The organism is Glycomyces lechevalierae (genome assembly GCF_027622945.1).
GTDB lineage: Bacteria > Actinomycetota > Actinomycetes > Mycobacteriales > Micromonosporaceae > Glycomyces > Glycomyces rutgersensis.
Genome location: NZ_JAPZVQ010000012.1, coordinates 48,918 through 66,662, shown reverse-complemented (window position 1 = coordinate 66,662; position 17,745 = coordinate 48,918). Strand labels below are relative to the sequence as shown.

Annotated in this window: 14 protein-coding genes; 6 read left to right on the top strand and 8 right to left on the bottom strand. The window is 71.0% G+C overall.

Annotated elements, in window-relative coordinates:
• Positions 1-264 precede the first annotated feature (264 nt).
• Together O2L01_RS18050 and arfA are read left to right on the top strand one after the other, a co-directional pair.
• A complete protein-coding gene (locus O2L01_RS18050; RefSeq protein WP_270123500.1) occupies positions 265-1,272 on the top strand; it encodes a LacI family DNA-binding transcriptional regulator in 1,008 nt (335 codons plus the stop codon).
• 129 nt (positions 1,273-1,401) lie between these two features.
• Positions 1,402-2,907 carry an arabinosylfuranosidase ArfA gene (gene arfA, locus O2L01_RS18045; protein ID WP_270123395.1) on the top strand — a complete coding sequence of 502 codons (1,506 nt, stop codon included), beginning with the start codon at positions 1,402-1,404 and terminating at the stop codon, positions 2,905-2,907.
• A gap of 86 nt (positions 2,908-2,993) precedes the next feature.
• Here the strand turns inward: arfA and O2L01_RS18040 are convergent, their stop codons facing one another.
• From O2L01_RS18040 to O2L01_RS18020, 5 genes are all read right to left on the bottom strand, one after another.
• On the bottom strand, positions 2,994-4,067 hold the full coding sequence (locus O2L01_RS18040; RefSeq protein ID WP_270123394.1) for a 3-deoxy-7-phosphoheptulonate synthase: 1,074 nt from the start codon (positions 4,065-4,067) through the stop codon (positions 2,994-2,996).
• A 256-nt stretch (positions 4,068-4,323) separates the two neighbouring features.
• Positions 4,324-4,962, bottom strand: coding sequence for a maleylpyruvate isomerase N-terminal domain-containing protein (locus O2L01_RS18035; protein ID WP_270123393.1), 639 nt, complete (start codon positions 4,960-4,962; stop codon positions 4,324-4,326).
• Positions 4,963-4,969: 7 nt separating this feature from the next.
• Positions 4,970-5,935, bottom strand: coding sequence for a hypothetical protein (locus tag O2L01_RS18030; RefSeq protein ID WP_270123392.1), 966 nt, complete (start codon positions 5,933-5,935; stop codon positions 4,970-4,972).
• A 60-nt stretch (positions 5,936-5,995) separates the two neighbouring features.
• On the bottom strand, positions 5,996-6,775 hold the full coding sequence (locus O2L01_RS18025) for an exodeoxyribonuclease III (RefSeq protein ID WP_270123391.1): 780 nt from the start codon (positions 6,773-6,775) through the stop codon (positions 5,996-5,998).
• A 55-nt stretch (positions 6,776-6,830) separates the two neighbouring features.
• Positions 6,831-9,107 (bottom strand): hypothetical protein, encoded by a 2,277-nt coding sequence (locus O2L01_RS18020; RefSeq protein WP_270123390.1) that lies wholly within the window; start codon positions 9,105-9,107, stop codon positions 6,831-6,833.
• A 114-nt stretch (positions 9,108-9,221) separates the two neighbouring features.
• Between O2L01_RS18020 and O2L01_RS18015 the strand changes: the two genes are divergently transcribed.
• From O2L01_RS18015 to arfB, 4 genes are all read left to right on the top strand, one after another.
• A complete protein-coding gene (locus O2L01_RS18015) occupies positions 9,222-10,019 on the top strand; it encodes an exodeoxyribonuclease III (RefSeq protein ID WP_270123389.1) in 798 nt (265 codons plus the stop codon).
• A 199-nt stretch (positions 10,020-10,218) separates the two neighbouring features.
• Entirely contained in the window at positions 10,219-12,711 is a 2,493-nt protein-coding gene (locus O2L01_RS18010) for a DEAD/DEAH box helicase (RefSeq protein ID WP_344468903.1), read from the top strand.
• Between the two features lie 1,299 nt (positions 12,712-14,010).
• Complete coding sequence (locus tag O2L01_RS18005; RefSeq protein ID WP_270123386.1) at positions 14,011-15,054, top strand: hypothetical protein; 1,044 nt, start codon at positions 14,011-14,013, stop codon at positions 15,052-15,054.
• 9 nt (positions 15,055-15,063) lie between these two features.
• On the top strand, positions 15,064-15,483 hold the full coding sequence (gene arfB, locus O2L01_RS18000; protein WP_344468901.1) for an alternative ribosome rescue aminoacyl-tRNA hydrolase ArfB: 420 nt from the start codon (positions 15,064-15,066) through the stop codon (positions 15,481-15,483).
• Here the strand turns inward: arfB and O2L01_RS17995 are convergent.
• The 3 genes from O2L01_RS17995 to O2L01_RS17985 are packed head-to-tail and all read right to left on the bottom strand — an operon-like array spanning position 15,480 to position 17,722.
• Positions 15,480-16,448, bottom strand: coding sequence for a glycoside hydrolase family 43 protein (locus tag O2L01_RS17995; RefSeq protein ID WP_270123385.1), 969 nt, complete (start codon positions 16,446-16,448; stop codon positions 15,480-15,482). The two genes, arfB and O2L01_RS17995, sit on opposite strands and share 4 nt — an antisense overlap.
• 10 nt (positions 16,449-16,458) lie before the next feature.
• Positions 16,459-17,073: an IMPACT family protein gene (locus O2L01_RS17990; RefSeq protein WP_270123384.1), complete on the bottom strand. Its 615-nt coding sequence runs from the start codon at positions 17,071-17,073 to the stop codon at positions 16,459-16,461.
• 1 nt (position 17,074) lies between these two features.
• Entirely contained in the window at positions 17,075-17,722 is a 648-nt protein-coding gene (locus tag O2L01_RS17985) for a response regulator (protein ID WP_270123383.1), read from the bottom strand.
• Positions 17,723-17,745 lie beyond the last annotated feature (23 nt).

Genomic DNA, 17,745 nt, shown 5'->3' with positions numbered 1-17,745 from the left:
CGCGGAATTTGAATCGATTCATGAAGGGATTTCGATAAGTTAAAACCCTCGGGCCTCAGGTTGTCAAGGCGCGACCGCGAAGAAATTCGAACACGGTTCGGTATATGCTCCTCAAGCTCCGGGTTCGCCGTTGAACCGTTTCAACAGCGTTGCGAACAGCGCCGCAGACGCGAACCGGGACGCCGCCCGGCAGCGACGGCCGTCGATCCATCGATGCGCACCCCTGCACTACCCTGGGCTCCCGATAGGATTCGTGAGGTGACGATGACCACTACCAGCATGAAGGACGTCGCGCGCGCCGCCGGCGTCTCAGTCGGGACGGTCTCCAACGTGCTCAACCGGCCCGAGGCCGTCGCCGAGGAGACCCGCTCGCGAGTCCAGGCCGCGATCACCGAACTCGGCTACGTGCGCAACGACTCCGCGCGCCAGCTGCGGGCCGGGCGCTCGCGCACCGTCGCCGTGGTCGTGCTGGACGTGGCCAACCCGTTCTTCACCGACGTCGTGCGCGGCGCCGAGCCCCTCATCGAGTCCGCCGGCGGCGTCGTCACCGTCTGCGACTCCGGCGAGGACGTCCGCCGCGAGCGCCGCCACCTCGAGATCCTCGAGGAGCAGCGGGTCCTGGGCCTGCTCATCACGCCCGTCGACGACACCTCCGCGTCCTGGATCGAGCGGCTCTCGGGCCACGACATCCCACTGGTCCTCGTCGACCGCGGCGCCGGGCGCCACCCGCACTGCTCCGTGGCCGTCGACGACGTGCACGGCGGCCGCCTCGCCGCGCGGCACCTCGCCGACCGCGGCCACGCCCGCATCGCGTTCGTCGGCGGGCCGGCCTCGATCCCGCAGGTCGCCGACCGCCTCGCCGGCTGCCGCGAGGTCTGCGAGGAGCGCGGCGTCGCCCTCGAGGTCTTCACCACCGCGGGGCTCAACTTCGCGGCCGGGCGCGAGGCGGTCGAGCAGATGCTCGGCCTCGCCGAGCGGCCCACGGCCATGTTCTGCGCCAACGACCTCGTCGCGCTGGGTGCGTTGCAGGCGTTGACGATGCACGGCGTGAAAGTCCCGCAGGAGTGCGCGATCATCGGCTACGACGACATCGACTTCGCGGCCGCCGCGGCGGTGCCGCTGTCCTCGATCCGGCAGCCGCGCGCGCAGCTCGGCCGCACCGCGGCGCAGCTGCTGTTCGACGAGATCGGCGAGGGCGAGGGGCACACCCACCGCAACGTGGTCTTCCAGCCGGAACTGGTCGCGCGGGCCTCGACCGCCGAAGCGCTGTGACCGGCCCGCACCCGCTCCTGTAACGGTAAAGTTCGGGTCTGGTAGCGTCTGCGCCACCGGCCCGGTGACGCGTCGTGACGTTCCTGGGTCGCCGGTGTCAACACAGCGAACCCTTCCCAGGAGGCGATTATGGCCGAGCACCACTCCGCGCGCATCGAGTTCGATCCGCGCTTCACCGTCGCCGACGTGCCCGAGCGGCTGTTCGGGTCCTTCGTCGAGCACCTGGGCCGGTGCGTCTACACCGGCATCTACGAGCCCGGCCACGCCACCGCGAACGCCGACGGCCTGCGCCAGGACGTACTGGATCTGATCGCCGAGCTGGGCCCGACGATGGTCCGCTACCCCGGCGGCAACTTCGTCTCCGGCTACCGCTGGGAGGACGGCACCGGCCCCAAGGAGGACCGGCCGCGCCGCCTCGACCTCGCGTGGGGCACCACCGAGACCAACCAGTTCGGCCTCGGCGAGTTCATGAAGTTCTGCCGCGCCACCGGCGTCGAGCCGAACATGGCCGTCAACCTCGGCACCCGCGGCCTGCAGGAGGCCCTCGACCTCCTCGAGTACGCCAACCACCCCGGCGGCACCTACTGGTCGGACCTGCGCCGCTCCCACGGCGACGAGGAGCCCTACGGCATCAAGCTGTGGTGCCTGGGCAACGAGATGGACGGCCCCTGGCAGATCGGTCAGAAGACCGCCCACGAATACGGCCGCACCGCCGACCAGGTCGCCCGCTCCATGCGCTACATCGACCCCGAACTCGACCTGGTCGCCTGCGGGTCCTCGTCCCGCGGTATGCCGGAGTTCGGCGCCTGGGAGGCCGAGGTGCTCACCCAGTCGTACGAGTCGGTCGACTACATCTCCGCCCACGCCTACTACCAGCCGCGCGACGGCGACTTCAAGTCGTTCATGGCCTCGGCGCAGGACATGGAGCTGTTCATCGACGGCGTCACCGCCACCGCGGACGCCGTGGGCGCGAAGCTCAAGAGCGACAAGAAGATCAACATCTCCTTCGACGAGTGGAACGTCTGGTACCAGGACGCGCCGACCGGCGAGCGCGAAGAGCCGTGGGCCGTCGCCCCCCGCCAGCTCGAGAACGTGTACTCGACCATGGACGCGGTGGTGTTCGGGTCCCTGATGATCACGCTCCTGCGCCGCTGCGACCGCGTCACCGCCGCGTGCCTCGCGCAGCTCGTGAACGTGATCGCGCCGATCATGACCGAGCCGGACGGCCCCGCGTGGCGCCAGACGACGTTCTTCCCGTTCGCGGAGGCCTCGAAGTACGGCCGCGGCAAGGTGCTGCGCGTCAACGCCGACTCCCCCGCGTTCGAGACCGAGAAGTACGGCACGGTCGACGCCCTCCACTCCGTGGCCGTGGCCAACGAGGACGGCACCTTCACGGTGTTCGCCGTCAACCGCGACCTCGAGTCGCCGCTGACCCTCGAGATCGACCTCGGCTCGCTCGGCGGCCTGTCGGACCTGACCTGCTCGACGCTCACCGACGAGGACCCGGACGCGAAGAACACCCTCGCCGAGCCGACCCGCGTGGCCCCGGTCGCCAACGGCGACATCACCGTCAAGGACGGCGTGGCCTATGTGGAGCTGCCCGCGATGAGCTGGAACACCATCCGCATCGCCTAGCTCGTGGAAAGCGGCTCGTGGAAAACGCAGCCGTGCAAGGAGAAAGGGGCCTGCAGCGTCACGCTGCGGGCCCCTTTCCGGTGTGTCTAGGCGCGGGACCGGCGGACGGCGTCGGCGAGCTCGCCGAGGAGCGCCGCGGTCTCGTCCCAGCCGACGCAGGCGTCGGTCACGGACTTGCCGTAGGCGAGGGTGTCGAGCGGGCCGGGCTCCTGGCGGCCGGGCTCGATGAAGCTCTCGATCATCAAACCGGCGATGCCCTGCTCCCCCGCGCCGATGCGCGCGGCGACCTCGCGCACGACCTCGGCCTGGCGGACGTGGTCCTTCCCGGAGTTGGCGTGGCTCGCGTCGACGACGAGCCGCTGCGGCATGCCGTGCTTCGCGAGCAGGCCGACCGCGTCGCGCACGTCCTCGGGCCCGTAGTTGGGGCCGCCGCGCCCGCCCCGCAGGATGATGTGGCAGTCGGGGTTGCCGCTGGTGGAGACGATCGACGCGCGGCCGTCCTCGTCGACGCCGAAGAACACGTGGTCACCGGCGGCGGCCCGGCAGCCGTCGATCGCGGAGGTCAGGTCGCCGTCGGTGGTGTTCTTGAACCCGACGGGCATCGACAGGCCCGACGCGAGCTGGCGGTGCACCTGCGACTCGGTGGTGCGGGCGCCGATCGCGCCCCACGAGACGGCGTCGGCGATGTGCTGCGGGCTCGTCGGCTCGAGGAACTCGCAGCCGACCGGCAGGCCCGTGTCGAGCACGTCGAGCAGGACGCGGCGGGCCAGGCGCAGACCCAGCTCCACGTCGTGGGTGCCGTCGAGGTGCGGGTCGTTGATGAGGCCCTTCCAACCGACCGTGGTGCGGGGCTTCTCGAAGTACACGCGCATGACGACCATGAGGGCGTCCCCGAGCGGGGCCGCGGCGGCGGCGAGACGCTGCGCGTAGTCCTTCGCGGCGGCCGCGTCGTGCACCGAGCAGGGGCCGACGACGACGAGGAGGCGGTCGTCGGTGCCGTCGAGGACGTGCTTGACCTCGCGGCGGGTGCGCTCGACCAGGGCGGAACGCTCTGGGCCGAGCGGCAGCTCCGCGCGGAGGACGGCCGGGGCCACGAGCGGCTGGAAGGAGGTGACGCGCAGGTCGTTGGTCTGCGGCGAACGATCGGCGGGCGTGCTCATCGGGTGCGGTTCCCATCTCTGGTTGCGAGGCGGGTCCTGTCCACTCGTGGTCTCCCCCGGTGCCGGCCCGCCTGACGACGAAAGGCAGCGACTGGTGTCGCTGCCTTGTTGGCTCCGGGTGTGTTCTGCGGTCAGCGCGTGCGCCGCCGGGCTCCACCCGGAGCCGGCGTAAAGCGCCAATAACCACGAACTGCCGTAGACATGGGGCGAACCGTACCACAGGCTCCCGGGCCGCGGCCACGACCCGGGACCGGTCTCACAGGCCGCTGATCGACGCGGGGGCGCGCTCGGAGCGGGCGAGGGCACGCACCAGATTCGCCTGGCCATGGCGTTTGACGGCGAGCCGCGCGAGCATCCACGCGGCCGTGTCGAACGCGTCCTGGTCGAACACGGGCGTGTCGACGCCCGCCGAGCAGGCGAGGTCATCGCCGTGGACGACGATCTCCATCAGACGCGTGCACAGGAAGTCGTCGAGGGTCATCGCGTACGGCCAGCGCGTGTTCCCGGAGGTCTCCGTGCCGTCCATGGCCGCGAGCGCGGTCTCGAGGGCCGAGAGCGCGGCGGCGGCTTCGGCGAGGACGGTCGCGGGTCCGGCTTCGGCGGCGCGCTCGCCGCCTTCGCGGATGCCGGTGTTGTAGTCGTTGTCGACGTCGGCGGCGAGCCAGGCGGCGCGGTCGTAGTGCTCGAACAGGCCCACGGTCTCCTTGCCGGCGTGGTCGGCGGCGAGGCCGGCGGTGACGGAGGTGATCTGCTGCAGCAGGTGCGCGGCGAGGCCGCCGACGGTGAAGCCGGTGAGCGCGGAGGGCCCGGTCCAGGCCTTGGCGACGGCGTCGTCCTCGGCGAGGGCGAGGGCCGTGCGGGCGGCGGTGAGGTACTGGTCGCGGATGCTCGTCATTCGGTTCCTAGCGCATGGAGACGTGGACGTGGTTGGTGTGGTCGGAGGCGGGGTCGCCGTTCCCGCCGGAGTAGGAGCGCCATCCCGAAGAGGGCGACCAGAACTCGTTGTACCAGATCACGTACTCGACGCCGAGGGCGTCGGCGTTGTTGACGTACCAGGAGGCGAGCTGGTCGCCGTAGGTCTTGTCGTCGCCGGTGGCGTCCTCGTTCTGGAACCCGGACTCGTCGGCGGCCCAGTCGCAGGCCCGGCCCAGGGGGTGCTCGCCGGAGCCGCCGGAGCGGTAGCAGGAGACGTAGTGGTCGAAGCCGGCCTCGATGGTCTCGTAGTACATGTTGAGGGTGCGCGGGGTGAGGCAGCCGTCGGTGGTCGGGTCGTCCTCGGTGCAGCCGCCGCCGTCGCCGTCGTAGCCCTCGGCGGCGGGGGCGCCGCCGTCCGAGCCGGGCCCGGACGACTGCTCGGCGCGGAGCTCTTCGAGCTGCTCTTCGAGTTCGTCGGCGGCCTTCTCGGCTTCTTCGAGGGCGTCTTCGGCGGCCTGGACCTCGTCGGCGTGCGCGGAGCGCTGCGCTTCGAGCTCGTCGAGGAGGGCGCCGGCGTCGTTCATGAGGCGGGCGCGCTCGCCGCCGAGGAACCCGGTGTAGGTCATGGCGTCGACGAGGGCGCTGCCGTCCTCGGAGGAGAGGATCGCGTTGGTGGTCTGGAGTTCGCCCTCGGTGTGGAGGTAGACCGCGTACTCGTTGAGTTCGGCGGTGAGTTCGCCGAAGAGCGCCTCGGTCTGGGTGATCTGCGTTTCGAGTTCGGCGGCGCGAGCGTTGGCGGCGTCGACGGCGTCCTCGGCGTCGGCGACCTTGTCGATGGCCTCGGCGAGGTCGGATTCGAGGGTCTCCTCGTCGGGTTCGGCCGAGGCCGGCACCGGGAAGAACGCCACGAGGGCGGCGAGGAGCACTACGGGGATGATCTGCTTGCTGCGCACGGGTGGAGGTCTACTTCCGGAGGGTCGGGCCGCCCGCCCTGGCTGGGCGGCGGCCGGTGGTTACAGGTCGAGGTCGACCACGAGGGGGGCGTGGTCGGAGGCGCCTTTGCCTTTGCGTTCGTTGCGGTCGACGTAGGCGTCGGTGACCGCCGCGGCGAACGCGGGGTTGGCCAGCGCCAGGTCGATGCGGAGCCCGCGGTTCTTGGGGAAGTCGAGGTTGCGGTAGTCCCAGAACGTGAACGGCTGCGGGTGTTTGAGGGCGCGGGGGTAGACGTCGGCGAGTCCGGCGGCCTTGACGGCGTCGAGGGCGTCGCGCTCGTCCTTGGTGACGTGGGTGGTGCCGGGCCATTCGTCGACGTCCCAGACGTCGTCGTCGGTCGGGCAGATGTTGTAGTCGCCGAGGGCGGCGAACGGGAGGTCGCCGGCGGCGTTGGCGCGCACGTCGTCGGCGAGGGCCTTGAGGAACGCGAGCTTGTACGGGAAGTGCGGGTCGGCGACGTCGCGGCCGTTGGGGATGTACAGGGACTGGACGCGCACGGGCCCGCAGGTGGCGGTGATCGCCCGCGGTTCGGTCTCGTCGCCGAACGCGGGCTGGTCGACCAGGCCGCGGCGGATGTCCGCGATGCCGACGCGGGAGAGGATCGCGACGCCGTTCCAGCGGCCGAGGCCCCACGCGGCGGTCTCGTATCCGGCGGCGGCGAGCGCGTCGATCGGGACGTCGGCGTCGGCGCATTTGAGCTCTTGGAGGCAGACCACGTCCGGCTCGGCGGTCTCGAGCCAGCCGAGGAGCCGGTCGAGGCGGGCTTTGAGCGAGTTGATGTTCCACGTGGCCACGCGCATGAGCCACACCCTACCCGCCGCCGGGTCCGCGTTCGGCGGACCCGGGGTGCGCGGGTCAGTTCTTGCTGGTGGGGGCGGCCGCGACAGGGTCCGGTGTGGCCGGTTCGGCACGCTCGGTGCGGGGCCCGACGGCGACGGCGAGGAGCCCGAAGCCGAGCGCGGTGGTGAACCCGGTGACGGCGATCCCGGAGTCGTTGACGACCGCACCGAGGACGGCGACGGCGCTCAATCCGACCGCGGCAGCCGCCACTTCGTTCGAGCGGATCGGCGCGCGTTTGCGCCAGATGACGATCGCGCCGATGAGCGCCGCGAGCGAGACCCACGTGAGCGGCCGCCCGATCGTGCCGATCGCCGCGTCGGCTTTGCGGATGAGGATGTTCGCGGCGGTCCCGTCGAGGACGGAGCCGACGAACCGACCCAGGTGCGTCTGGTCCTCCTGCGGGCGCAGGTAGTCGAGGAACCCGCCGATCGCGAACACCGCGAACGCGATCCCGCCGGCCAGCGCGAGCGCCCCGAGGGAGAGCTTGCGGCCCCACAGTTTGAGGCAGCACAGGATCCCGGCGGCCACGAGGGTGAGCGTCCCGCCCATGTCCCGCCCGAGGTTGGGGGCGCCGACGATGACGACGGCGCACACGCCGATCAGGACGGGACCCCAGACGCGGGCGCGGCCCTTCCACGGCAGGAACGCCACGAGGAGGATGACCGCGGCCGCGAACACGCTGAACGCGTAGTTGCCGAGCCCGGTGAACCGGGCCCCCGCCTGGGCCGTGTACCCCATCGGGGTGTGCAGCGGCCATGTCGCGCCCGAGACCTGGTCGACGGCGATGAGCAGCGCCGCGGCGCCCGCGATCACCAGCACCGGCCGCGCCCCGTGCCGCGTCCACGGCAGCGACGCCGCCACGGTCAGCACGGCCATGCCCGCGGCGATGATCCCCCAGAACGCCAGTTGCGGGTGCTCGGCCCGCCACCAGTGCGGGATCCCGGCCGCGACCCCGGCCACGGGCATCGCCGCGACCGCCAGGCAGACCGTCCGCGCCAGGCCCCGGTACCGGTCCGAGCCGCACAGCAGCCACACCGCGGCCGCCACCGCGATCACCCCGATCGCGGACAGGACCGAGTAGAAGACGAAGCTCACCGAGATGACCGCCTGCGACGCCGCCGTCTCGTCGATACCGCGGGCCACCGCCGAAGCGCTCGTGTGGTCCGCGTCCGGCAGCACCTGGATCGGCGCCCCCGCCACCGTCGCCGGCACCTCCGCGCCGACCGCGCCCAGCGCCGTCGCCGTCAGGTCCACCAACTGCACGTACCCGTCGCGGCCCGTCGTCGCCGACGTCAACTCGCCCGGCTCCACACCCGCACCCGAGTACAGGACCGGGTGCAGCGCCGACGGCGCCGACGCATCCGACACGCCCGCGACCAGCAGCCGCCAGTCGTCCGGCAGCGCCGCCTCGACCTCGCCCACGGCCGCATCCGCCACGGCGGCCGCACGCTTCCGCACCGCGTCCGGCTCGGGCTCGATCTCGCCCGCGTCGACGTCGGCGGAAGGCTCGTCGGTGCCCACACCGATGTCGTCCTCACCGAGCTGGTCGTAATCCGTGCTCGTGTCCGGCGCCGCATCGGCCGTGTCGCCCACGATCACACCCGGGTCGACGACCACCACGTCGCACGCCGCCATCGCTTCACCGAGGGACGCCAACTCCGGCGCCCAGAACGAGATACGGCCCTCGGTGTCGGCCGCGGCCAGCGCCGCGCCGTCGCCGATCCCGGCCACGCACGCGCCCGGATCCGGCTCGACCACCGGCTCGCCGGCCGCCTCGGCCTCGATCGCCGCGGTCCTCTCGGCGGCGGCCATCGCCGCCACCGCGTCCGCCAGCGAACCCAGCCGGGCCCCGTAGTTGAACGACTCGTTCGCCTCCACGAGGGCGTCCCAGCCGTCCACCGACCAGCCGCCACCGTCCTCCACCGGCGCCTGCAACTGCGACTGCGCCGCGCACTGCGCGTCCCGCGGCGCCGCCCCGCCCGCACGCTCACCCGCGCCCAGGCTCAACCAGCCCGCCTCAGGACACGTCCACGACCCGATCGTGCGCACACTCATCGACGCCGACGCACCCGAACCCGCCATCCCCCACAGGTTCGGCGTCACCGCCTCATCGATATCGGTCCACGCCAAACCCGGCACCCCGACGACGATGATCCCCGCGACCTCGTCCTCCTCGGCCGCCGCAGCCGCCGGAGGCAACGCCAGCACCGCGCACACCACCGCCAGCGCGGCCGCGAAACCCCGCACCAACGAACCGCCTCCGCGCCACCGCACGCCAGCCTCCCAAGTCATCCCAGCAGTCTATGGTGTCCGCGCGCCCCTCCCGGCTCCCTGGCGGCCCGACCTTCACCACACCCCGCCGCGCCGCACCCCGCCCGCGTCACACCCCCGCGTTAGGCTGGGCCGATGCGCACCATCGCCACCGCCAACGTCAACGGAATCCGAGCCGCCGCCAAGAAGGGCATCGTCCCCTGGCTCGAACAGACGCAAGCGGACGTGGTGCTCCTCCAAGAAGTCCGCGCCGCCCACGACCAGATCCCCGCCGAAGCCCTCGAAGCCGGCGGCTGGCACTGGCACGTCGCCCCCTCCACCGTCGCCAAAGGACGCGCCGGCGTCGCCGTCCTCACCCGCACCGCACCCGAGGCCGCCCGCATCGGCTTCGGCGGCGAATTCGACGACCACGGCCGCTACGCCGAAGTCGACCTCCCCGGCCTCACCGTCGCCAGCCTCTACCTCCCCTCCGGCGAGACCGACACCCCCCGCCAGGTCGAGAAGGAACGCTTTATGGACGCCTTCGCCGAATACCTCGCCGAAGCCGCCAAGAAAGCCCAGGCCGACGGCCGCGAACTCCTCGTCTGCGGCGACTGGAACATCGCCCACGCCGAAGCCGACCTCAAGAACTGGAAGTCCAACAAGAAGACCGCCGGCTTCCTCCCCAACGAACGCGCCTGGCTCACCGACCTCTACGCCACCGGCGCCTTCGTCGACGTCGTCCGCGCCCTCCACCCCGGCGTCGAAGGCCCCTACTCCTGGTGGTCCTACCGCGGCCGCGCCTTCGACAACGACGCCGGCTGGCGCATCGACCTCCACGTCGCCACCACGCCGCTCGCCGCCAAGGCCACCACCGCCTGGGTCGACCGCGCCCCCGCCCACGACCAGCGCTGGTCCGACCACGCCCCCGTCCTGGTGACGTACGACCATTAGGTGGCGTCCGGGAATCCCCGGCGAGTCGGTATCCGAGTCCATTTGTTCGCTCGCAAGGCGGCAGGCCCTCCCGATACCGGTGTTGTATCCGGAGGGCCGACAACGAAGCGAGCGGGCGAATGGGCCGGATAGCGGCCGTTGGGGATTCCCGGACGCCACCTGACCCCGCCTGGCCGGGCAAGCGGGCAAGCGGGCACCATTGACCCCCGTGAGCCTCATCGACTACCTGCCGTCCTCGAACACGCCCGAACCCGACGACGTCTACACGGCCTTCGCGCAATGGGCCGAAGACTCCGGGATCGCCCTCTACGAGCACCAGGAAGAGGCGCTGCTGGCCATCTGCACCGGCCAGAACACGATCATCGCCACCCCGACCGGCTCGGGCAAGTCGCTCATCGCCGCCGCCGCGCACTTCAACGCGCTCGCGAACCAGCGCACCTCCTTCTATACGGCGCCGATCAAGGCGCTCGTGTCGGAGAAGTTCTTCGAGCTGTGCGAGCAGTTCGGGCACGAGAACGTCGGGATGCTCACCGGCGACGCCGCCGTCAACCCCGACGCGCCGCTGATCTGCTGCACCGCCGAGATCCTCGCGAACCTCGCGCTGCGCGAAGGCGCCGCCCTCGACTGCGACTCGGTCGTCGCCGACGAGTTCCACTTCTACGCCGAGCCCGACCGCGGCTGGGCCTGGCAGGTCCCGCTCCTCGAGCTGCACCGCGCCCAGTTCACCCTCATGTCGGCGACGCTCGGCGACACCGAGTTCTTCCAGAAGGACCTCACCCGCCGCACCGGCCGCGAGACCGCGCTCATCGCCTCCGCGACCCGGCCCGTGCCGCTGCACTACGAGTACCGCAAGACCCCGCTGCACGAGACCGTCGAGAACCTCGTGGACAACAACCGGGCGCCGGCGTACATCGTGCACTTCACGCAGGCCGCCGCGCTCGACACCGCCCAGGCGCTGTCGAGCCTCAACCTCGTGGACAAGGACGCCAAGGCCGAGATCAGCGCCGCGCTCGGCGGGTTCCGGTTCACCACCAAGTTCGGCCAGACCCTCGCCCGGCTCGTGCGCTCCGGCATCGGCGTCCACCACGCCGGGATGCTCCCCAAGTACCGGCGCCTGGTCGAACGCCTCGCCCAGCAGGGCCTGCTCAAGATCATCTGCGGCACCGACACGCTCGGCGTCGGCATCAACGTCCCGATCCGTACCGTGCTCTTCACCGGCCTCACCAAGTACGACGGCCGCCGCACCCGCCGCCTGCGCTCCCGCGAGTTCCACCAGATCGCCGGGCGCGCCGGCCGCGCCGGGTTCGACACCGAGGGCTTCGTCGTGTGCGAGGCCCCCGAGCACGTGATCGAGAACGAGAAGGCCATGCAGAAGTTCGGCCTCGATCCCAAGAAGCGCAAGAAGATGGCGAAGAAGAAGCCGCCCGAGGGGTTCGTCGGCTGGTCCGACGAGACCTTCGCCGCGCTCTCCGAGGCCCCGCCCGAGCCGCTGCAGTCGCGCATGCGCATGACCCACGCGATGCTCATCAACCTGCTCGCCCGGCCCGGCAACACGTTCGAGCACGTGCGCACCCTCATCGAGGACTCGCACGCCGACCGCGCCACCCAGCTCAAGATGGCGCGCACGGCGCTCACCATCGCCCGCACCCTCCGCGACGCCGGGATCATCGTCATCGAGGACGGCAAGGTGCGCCTCACCGTCGACATGCCCGACCACTTCGCGCTCAACCAGCCGCTCGCGCCGTTCGCGTTGGCGGCCTTGGAACTGCTCGACACGGAGTCGGAGACGTACGCGATGGACGTCGTCTCCATCGTCGAGGCGACCCTCGAAGGCCCCGGCCAGATCCTCGCCGCCCAGCGCAACAAGGCCAAGGGCGCGGCGATCGAGGCGATGAAGGCCGACGGGCTCGACTACTACGACCGCATGAACCAGCTCGAAGACGCCGAAGTGGACTACCCGAAGCCGCTCGCCGACCTCCTCGATGAGGCGTTCAGCGCCTACCGGACCAGCCACCCGTGGGCGGCGGACTACCAGCTCGAGCCCAAGTCGATCCTCCGCGAGATCTGGGAGGGCCGCATGAGCTTCGGCGAGTACATCGGCCTCTACGGCATCCAGCGCGGCGAAGGCCTGCTGCTGCGGTACCTCTCGAGCGCGTACAAGGCGCTCATCCAGACCCTCCCGGAGGACACCGGCGGGCCCGAGCTCGACGACCTCACCGCCTGGCTCGGCGAGACCATCCGCCAGACCGACTCCTCGCTCATCAACGAGTGGGAGCAGCTCACGAACCCCGGCGAGGAGGAGGACATCGACACCGGCCGCCCCTCCCGGGCGTTCACCGACAACGAGCGGGCCTTCACCATCGCCGTCCGCAACGCCGCGTTCCGGCACGTCGAGCTGGCCGCGGCCGACCGCGTGGACGCCTTGGCGGCCTTGGAGACCGGCTGGCCCGTCTCCAAATGGGACGCGACCCTGGAGCGGTACTTCCAGGCCCACGACGACATCGGCACCTCCGGCGCGGCACGCGGCGGCGAGTACCTCGACATCGCCAAAGAGGGCCGCACCTGGACCGTCCGCCAGACCATCGACGACCCGGCCGGCGACAAGGACTGGGCGATGGTCTTCAAGGTGGACCTGGATGCCTCGGACGAGACCGGCACCGTGGTCATGACCCTGGAGGACTTCACCGACTAGGAACGGCCGAGTCTTGCCGAGATCTGCGAGGCCAAGGCGAGGCCTGCTTCTCCCGACGCTACAACCGATCAGCGAGGGCCAAGCGGTGTTTCACCGGGAGGCGCCGCCGGGGCCGGGTCGGTGCTCCTTGGGTACAAGCAATCAGCGACGGAATGCGGTGGGCGAACTCCCGCAGTGTCCGGCCGGAGCGCGCTGCCGGATTCGGGCAGGCGCGCGGACGGTCGTACCTGCCGTTCCCCCCGGGGCGGTCGGGCCGGCGGCGGTGGCCGGTGGGGTGCCGCCGTTGTCTGGCGGTGCCCCGGTGCGGTCGGGCGGCCGGGGCCAGCGAGGATCGAGCCGGAGACGGCAGGCACCGCCCCTGGGGCGACGACGCTCGCCGCCTCGGCCGTCATCGACTCGCGCGCGCGCATCCCGTTCCACTGACACGCTTGCAGCATCACTGGGCTCTGCTTCCTCATCGCCTCACACCTCCCATCCTTCCGACCTCGTCTCGCGCTCCATCGTTCGCCGAGGGCACCCGGGCCTTCGGTGTTCGCTTTCGCCCGACGGGGCGTCTGTTGCGCCCCTTTCGGTGTGCGATCGTCTTGGCGGTCCCCATCCTCACGGCCCGCTCGGAGAACCTCCTTTCCGTGTCTCGGCCACCACGATTACCGGGTAGGTGTCGTTCCTGGGAATGGCGTGTCGGTGTGCTGGCGGTCGCCGCCCCCGATTGGACGGTCCTGTCCGCTGCGTTCACCAACAGCGCCTGGTGATGTCCGGACTCCCGCTATGGTCGGCGTTGCATCGCTTGGACATGGTGTGCCTCGTTCGTAGCACTCGCGGTCCGGTCGAGGTGATCCCGACCGGTCCGTCTCCTACCCGATCCGATCAGCGAACTGAGAGCGGATAGCTGCAGGACCCGATAGCACGAGCGGAGCCAGCACCACCGACCCATCGAAATGGGACGGCGGCCTGGGAACCCGTTCAGGTAAGCCAGTCGGCCAGAGGCTTGGCGTAGTCTGCTTGCACCTACTCGACTCCTGTACGGATTCCATACTCTTGTGCGTATCTCAATGATCCTCCGTACCCGCAGGGACGGCAACACCCACACGGTGCGAAACCATTCACGTTCGCGTCAAACCACCTGGGCTGCAACGAAACCCCCACCCCGCGGTGGAGCGGGTCGACCGGCAGTCCGGCGCCCGCCGAACCCGTCGACCGACCCCGCCGCTCCACCCAGCTCCTCGTCGCTGACTGGTTTGACCACCAGGACATGAGTGCGGCAGGCCGCCAGCGCATCCGATGGGGCAGAATCAGCCGGTGCTCTCCGACCCGCTCCACTCCCCCATCGGCACCGACTTCCACTCGGTCACCACCCTCACCCACAACACCGGCAACCAGGCCACCGGCGGCATCTGGCGGGTCTCCGGGCCCGGCGGAGACGCGATCCTCAAGCACCTCACGCCGAACGGCGGCGGCCACCAGCACTGGGCGGCCTCCGACGACCCGCGCCACTGGAACTTCTGGCAGCGCGAATACCTCGCCTACACCAGCGGCTTCGCCGCCGCATACGGCCGCGAAGCCGGTATCGCGGCGCCCGCGCTGCTCGCCTCCGGCGAACGTCCCGACGGCAGCCGCGAACTGTGGCTCGAAGCGGTCGACGGTGTCCACGGCCGGCACTGGACCGCGCCGATGCTCGCCGACTTCGCCCACCGGCTCGGCGTCGTCCAAGCGCTGCACCGCGACAGCCCCGAGCCGCCCTGGCTCTCCCACCGCTTCCTGCGCCAGTACGCGGGCCGCCGCGACTTCACCGGCATTCCGTGGGACCACCCGGCCGCGGCCGCCCACTGGCCTGACGAGACCCGCGGAGGACTGCGCCTGATCTGGGAGCGCCGCGACGACCTGTTCACCGTCGCCGAGCACCTGCCGCAGACGATCGGCCACCTCGACGTGTGGCCGATGAACCTCGTGCAGCGCGAGGGCGAACCGGTCCTGCTCGACTGGTCGTTCACCGGGCGCGGCGCGATCGGCGAGGACGTGGCGAACCTGATCGCGGACACGTTCTTCGACGGCCTCCAGCCCGTCGAGCGCCTCGCCGAGACCGAAGCGCTCGTCACCGACGCCTACCTCGCCGGGCTCGCCGAAGCCGGGTACACCGAACCGTCCTCGACCCGAAAAGCCATCGCCGCCACCGGCGCCGCCAAGTACTGTTGGCTCGCCCCGGCGATGCTCACCCGCCTCGCCGCGGAGCAGCCGATCGCCAGCGCCGACTACGATGCCGCCGGGGACGCGGCGGTGCTCGAACGGCGCCGCCCGATCTTCGACATGCTCGTCCGCTGGGCCCGCACCGCCCTCGACACCTGAGAGACCGACATGCCCGTCCAAGTCACCGAGACCATCGCCATCCCCGACAGTGAGCTGCGGTGGCGCTTCTCGCGGTCCTCGGGCCCGGGCGGGCAGGGCGTCAACACCACCGACTCGCGCGTGGAGCTGGTGTTCGACCTGGCCGGGACGAAGGCGCTGTCTCCGGCGCTCATCGAGCGTGCCCTTGCGCGCCTTGGGGACCGGGTGGTGGACGGGGCGGTGGTGATCGCGGCGTCGGAGTTCCGGTCGCAGTTGCGCAATCGCGAGGCCGCGCAGGAGCGGCTGGCCGAGCTGATGCGGCGGGCGATCGCCGCGCCGCCGCCGGCGCGGCGGGCCACGAAGCCGTCGAAGGGTGCGAAACGGCGGCGCCTGGAGGACAAGCGCCGCCGTTCGGACGTCAAGAAGCTGCGCCGCAGCACCGACGATTAGTTCTCGGGGAGGGGCTCCTCGAAGTCGGGGGTGCCGTCCTCGTTCCAGCCGAAGGGCTGCACGCGGCAGTGCCGGTCGGGGTTGTCGAGCGGGTCGCCGATGATCTCCTCGTAGGCGCGGGCATGGAAGACCAGGAGGTCGTTCCCTTCTTCGTCGACGGTGAAGGCGTTGTGGCCGGTGCCGTAGATGCCGTTGTCCGCGTTGGTGGTGAAGACGGGTTCGGGGTGCTTGGTCCAGGAGGCGGGGTCGAGGAGGTCGGCGTCGGCGTCCGCGGTGAGCAGGCCCATGCAGTACTCGGCGCCGGTGCCGGAGGCCGAGTAGGTGATGAAGACCTTGCCGTTGCGGATGAGGGCGTAGGGGCCCTCGTTGACGGCGAAGCGGATGGTCTCCCAGGGCAGTTCGGGGCGGGAGAGTTCGACGGGCGCGCCCTTGAGGGTCCAGGGGTTCGCGAGTTCGGCGAGGAAGAGGCTGGTGTTGGAGCCTTCGAGGCCGGGGTCGTGCTGGGCCCAGCAGAGGTAGCGGGTGCCGTTGTGGGCGAAGGTGGTCGCGTCGAGGGAGAACGAGTCGATGGGCGTCTCGATCTGGCCCTTCTCGGTCCATTCGCCTTGGAGGGGGTCGGCGTTGCGGTTCTCGAGGACGTACATGCGGATGCGCCAGACGTCCGCGGTGGCCGATTCGGCTTCGCCGGCGGCGAAGTAGACGTACCAGGCGCCGTCGATCCAGTGCAGCTCCGGGGCCCAGATGTGGGAGCCCATGGGGCCTTCGGGGTGCTGGACCCAGATGGTGGTCTCTTCGGCGTCGCGCAGGCCCAGGAGGGTGTCGGCGGCGCGCAGCACGATCCGGTCGTAGGCCGGGACGGTGGCGGTGAAGTAGTACCGACCGTCGGTGTGCCGGGTGATCTGGGGGTCGGCGCGTTCGAGGATGAAGGGGTTCGGGAGCTCGAAGGCAGTCTTGTTATCGGTCACAACTGGCATGTTACAACTCCACGCGGAGTGTCCCGGAGGGCTCCACCTCCGCCGTGCCCGCGGATTGGGACGCGAGCCAGTCGACCAGCAGCTCCACGTCCGAGCAGGCCAGGTCGAAGACGACTTCGGGGCCGAAGGCGACGTCGACGAGGCGCACGTCCTCGCGCAGTCGCAGCAGCCCTTCGAGGCTCCCGGCGGTGCCGTAGTCGACGCGGACGGTGAGCCGCTGCCAGTAGGCCAGCGGGACGGTGCCCGCCTCGTCGAGGGCGGCCGAGACGGCGGCGCCGTAGGCGCGCACGAGCCCGCCCGCGCCGAGCTTCACGCCGCCGAAGTGGCGGGTGACGACCGCGAGCACGTCGGTGAGGTCGCGACCGCGCAGCACTTCGAGCATGGGGACGCCGGCGGTCCCGGCGGGTTCGCCGTCGTCGTTGGAGCGGGCGGCGCGGCCGTCGTCGAGGACGTAGGCGGTGCAGTTGTGGGTCGCGTCCCAGTTGGCCTTGCGGTGGGCGCTGATGCGTTCGCGCGCTTCGACATCGGAGGCGACGCGGTAGAGCGTGCAGATGAACCGGGACCGGTTGACGACGGTCTCGGTCTCGGAGCGGGCGACGGCCAGTGTGGAGGGCATGTCAGCCTACGACGCCGTGCTCCCAGGCCCACGCCGCGATGCCCACGCGGTTGCGGACGCCGAGTTTGGCGCGCACGGCCTCGAGGTGGGTCTTGACGGTGGAGACGGAGACGAAGAGCGTCTCGGCGATCTCGGCGTTGGTCTTGCCGCGCGCGACGAGTTCGACGACGTCGAGTTCGCGCTCGGTGAGCACGTGCGAGGCCTTGGGGCCCTCCGGAACGGGCTCGGTGAGCCGTTCGAGGAGCCGCACGGTGACGGACGGGGAGATGAGCGATTCGCCGCTCGCGGCGGCTCGGACCGCTTCGACGAGCAGGGTGGGGCCCGAGTCCTTCAGCAGGAACCCGGTCGCGCCCGAGCGCAGCGCCCCGTACACGTACTCGTCGGTGTCGAAGGTGGTGACGACGACGATGCGGGGCCCGGTGCCGTTGGCGCCGGCCAGGAGGGTGCGGGTGGCCTCGAGCCCGTCGAGGCGGGGCATGCGGATGTCGAAGAGGCACACGTCGGGCTTGTGCCGCCGCGCCTCGGCCACCGCGATCACCCCGTCGGGGGCGTCGGCCACCACTTCCATGTCGGGCTGGGCGTCGATGATGGCCCGGAACCCTGCCCGGACCATCTCCTGGTCGTCTGCGATCAGCACTCGGATTGCCACGCCCCGAGCCTAACCGGCGTCGG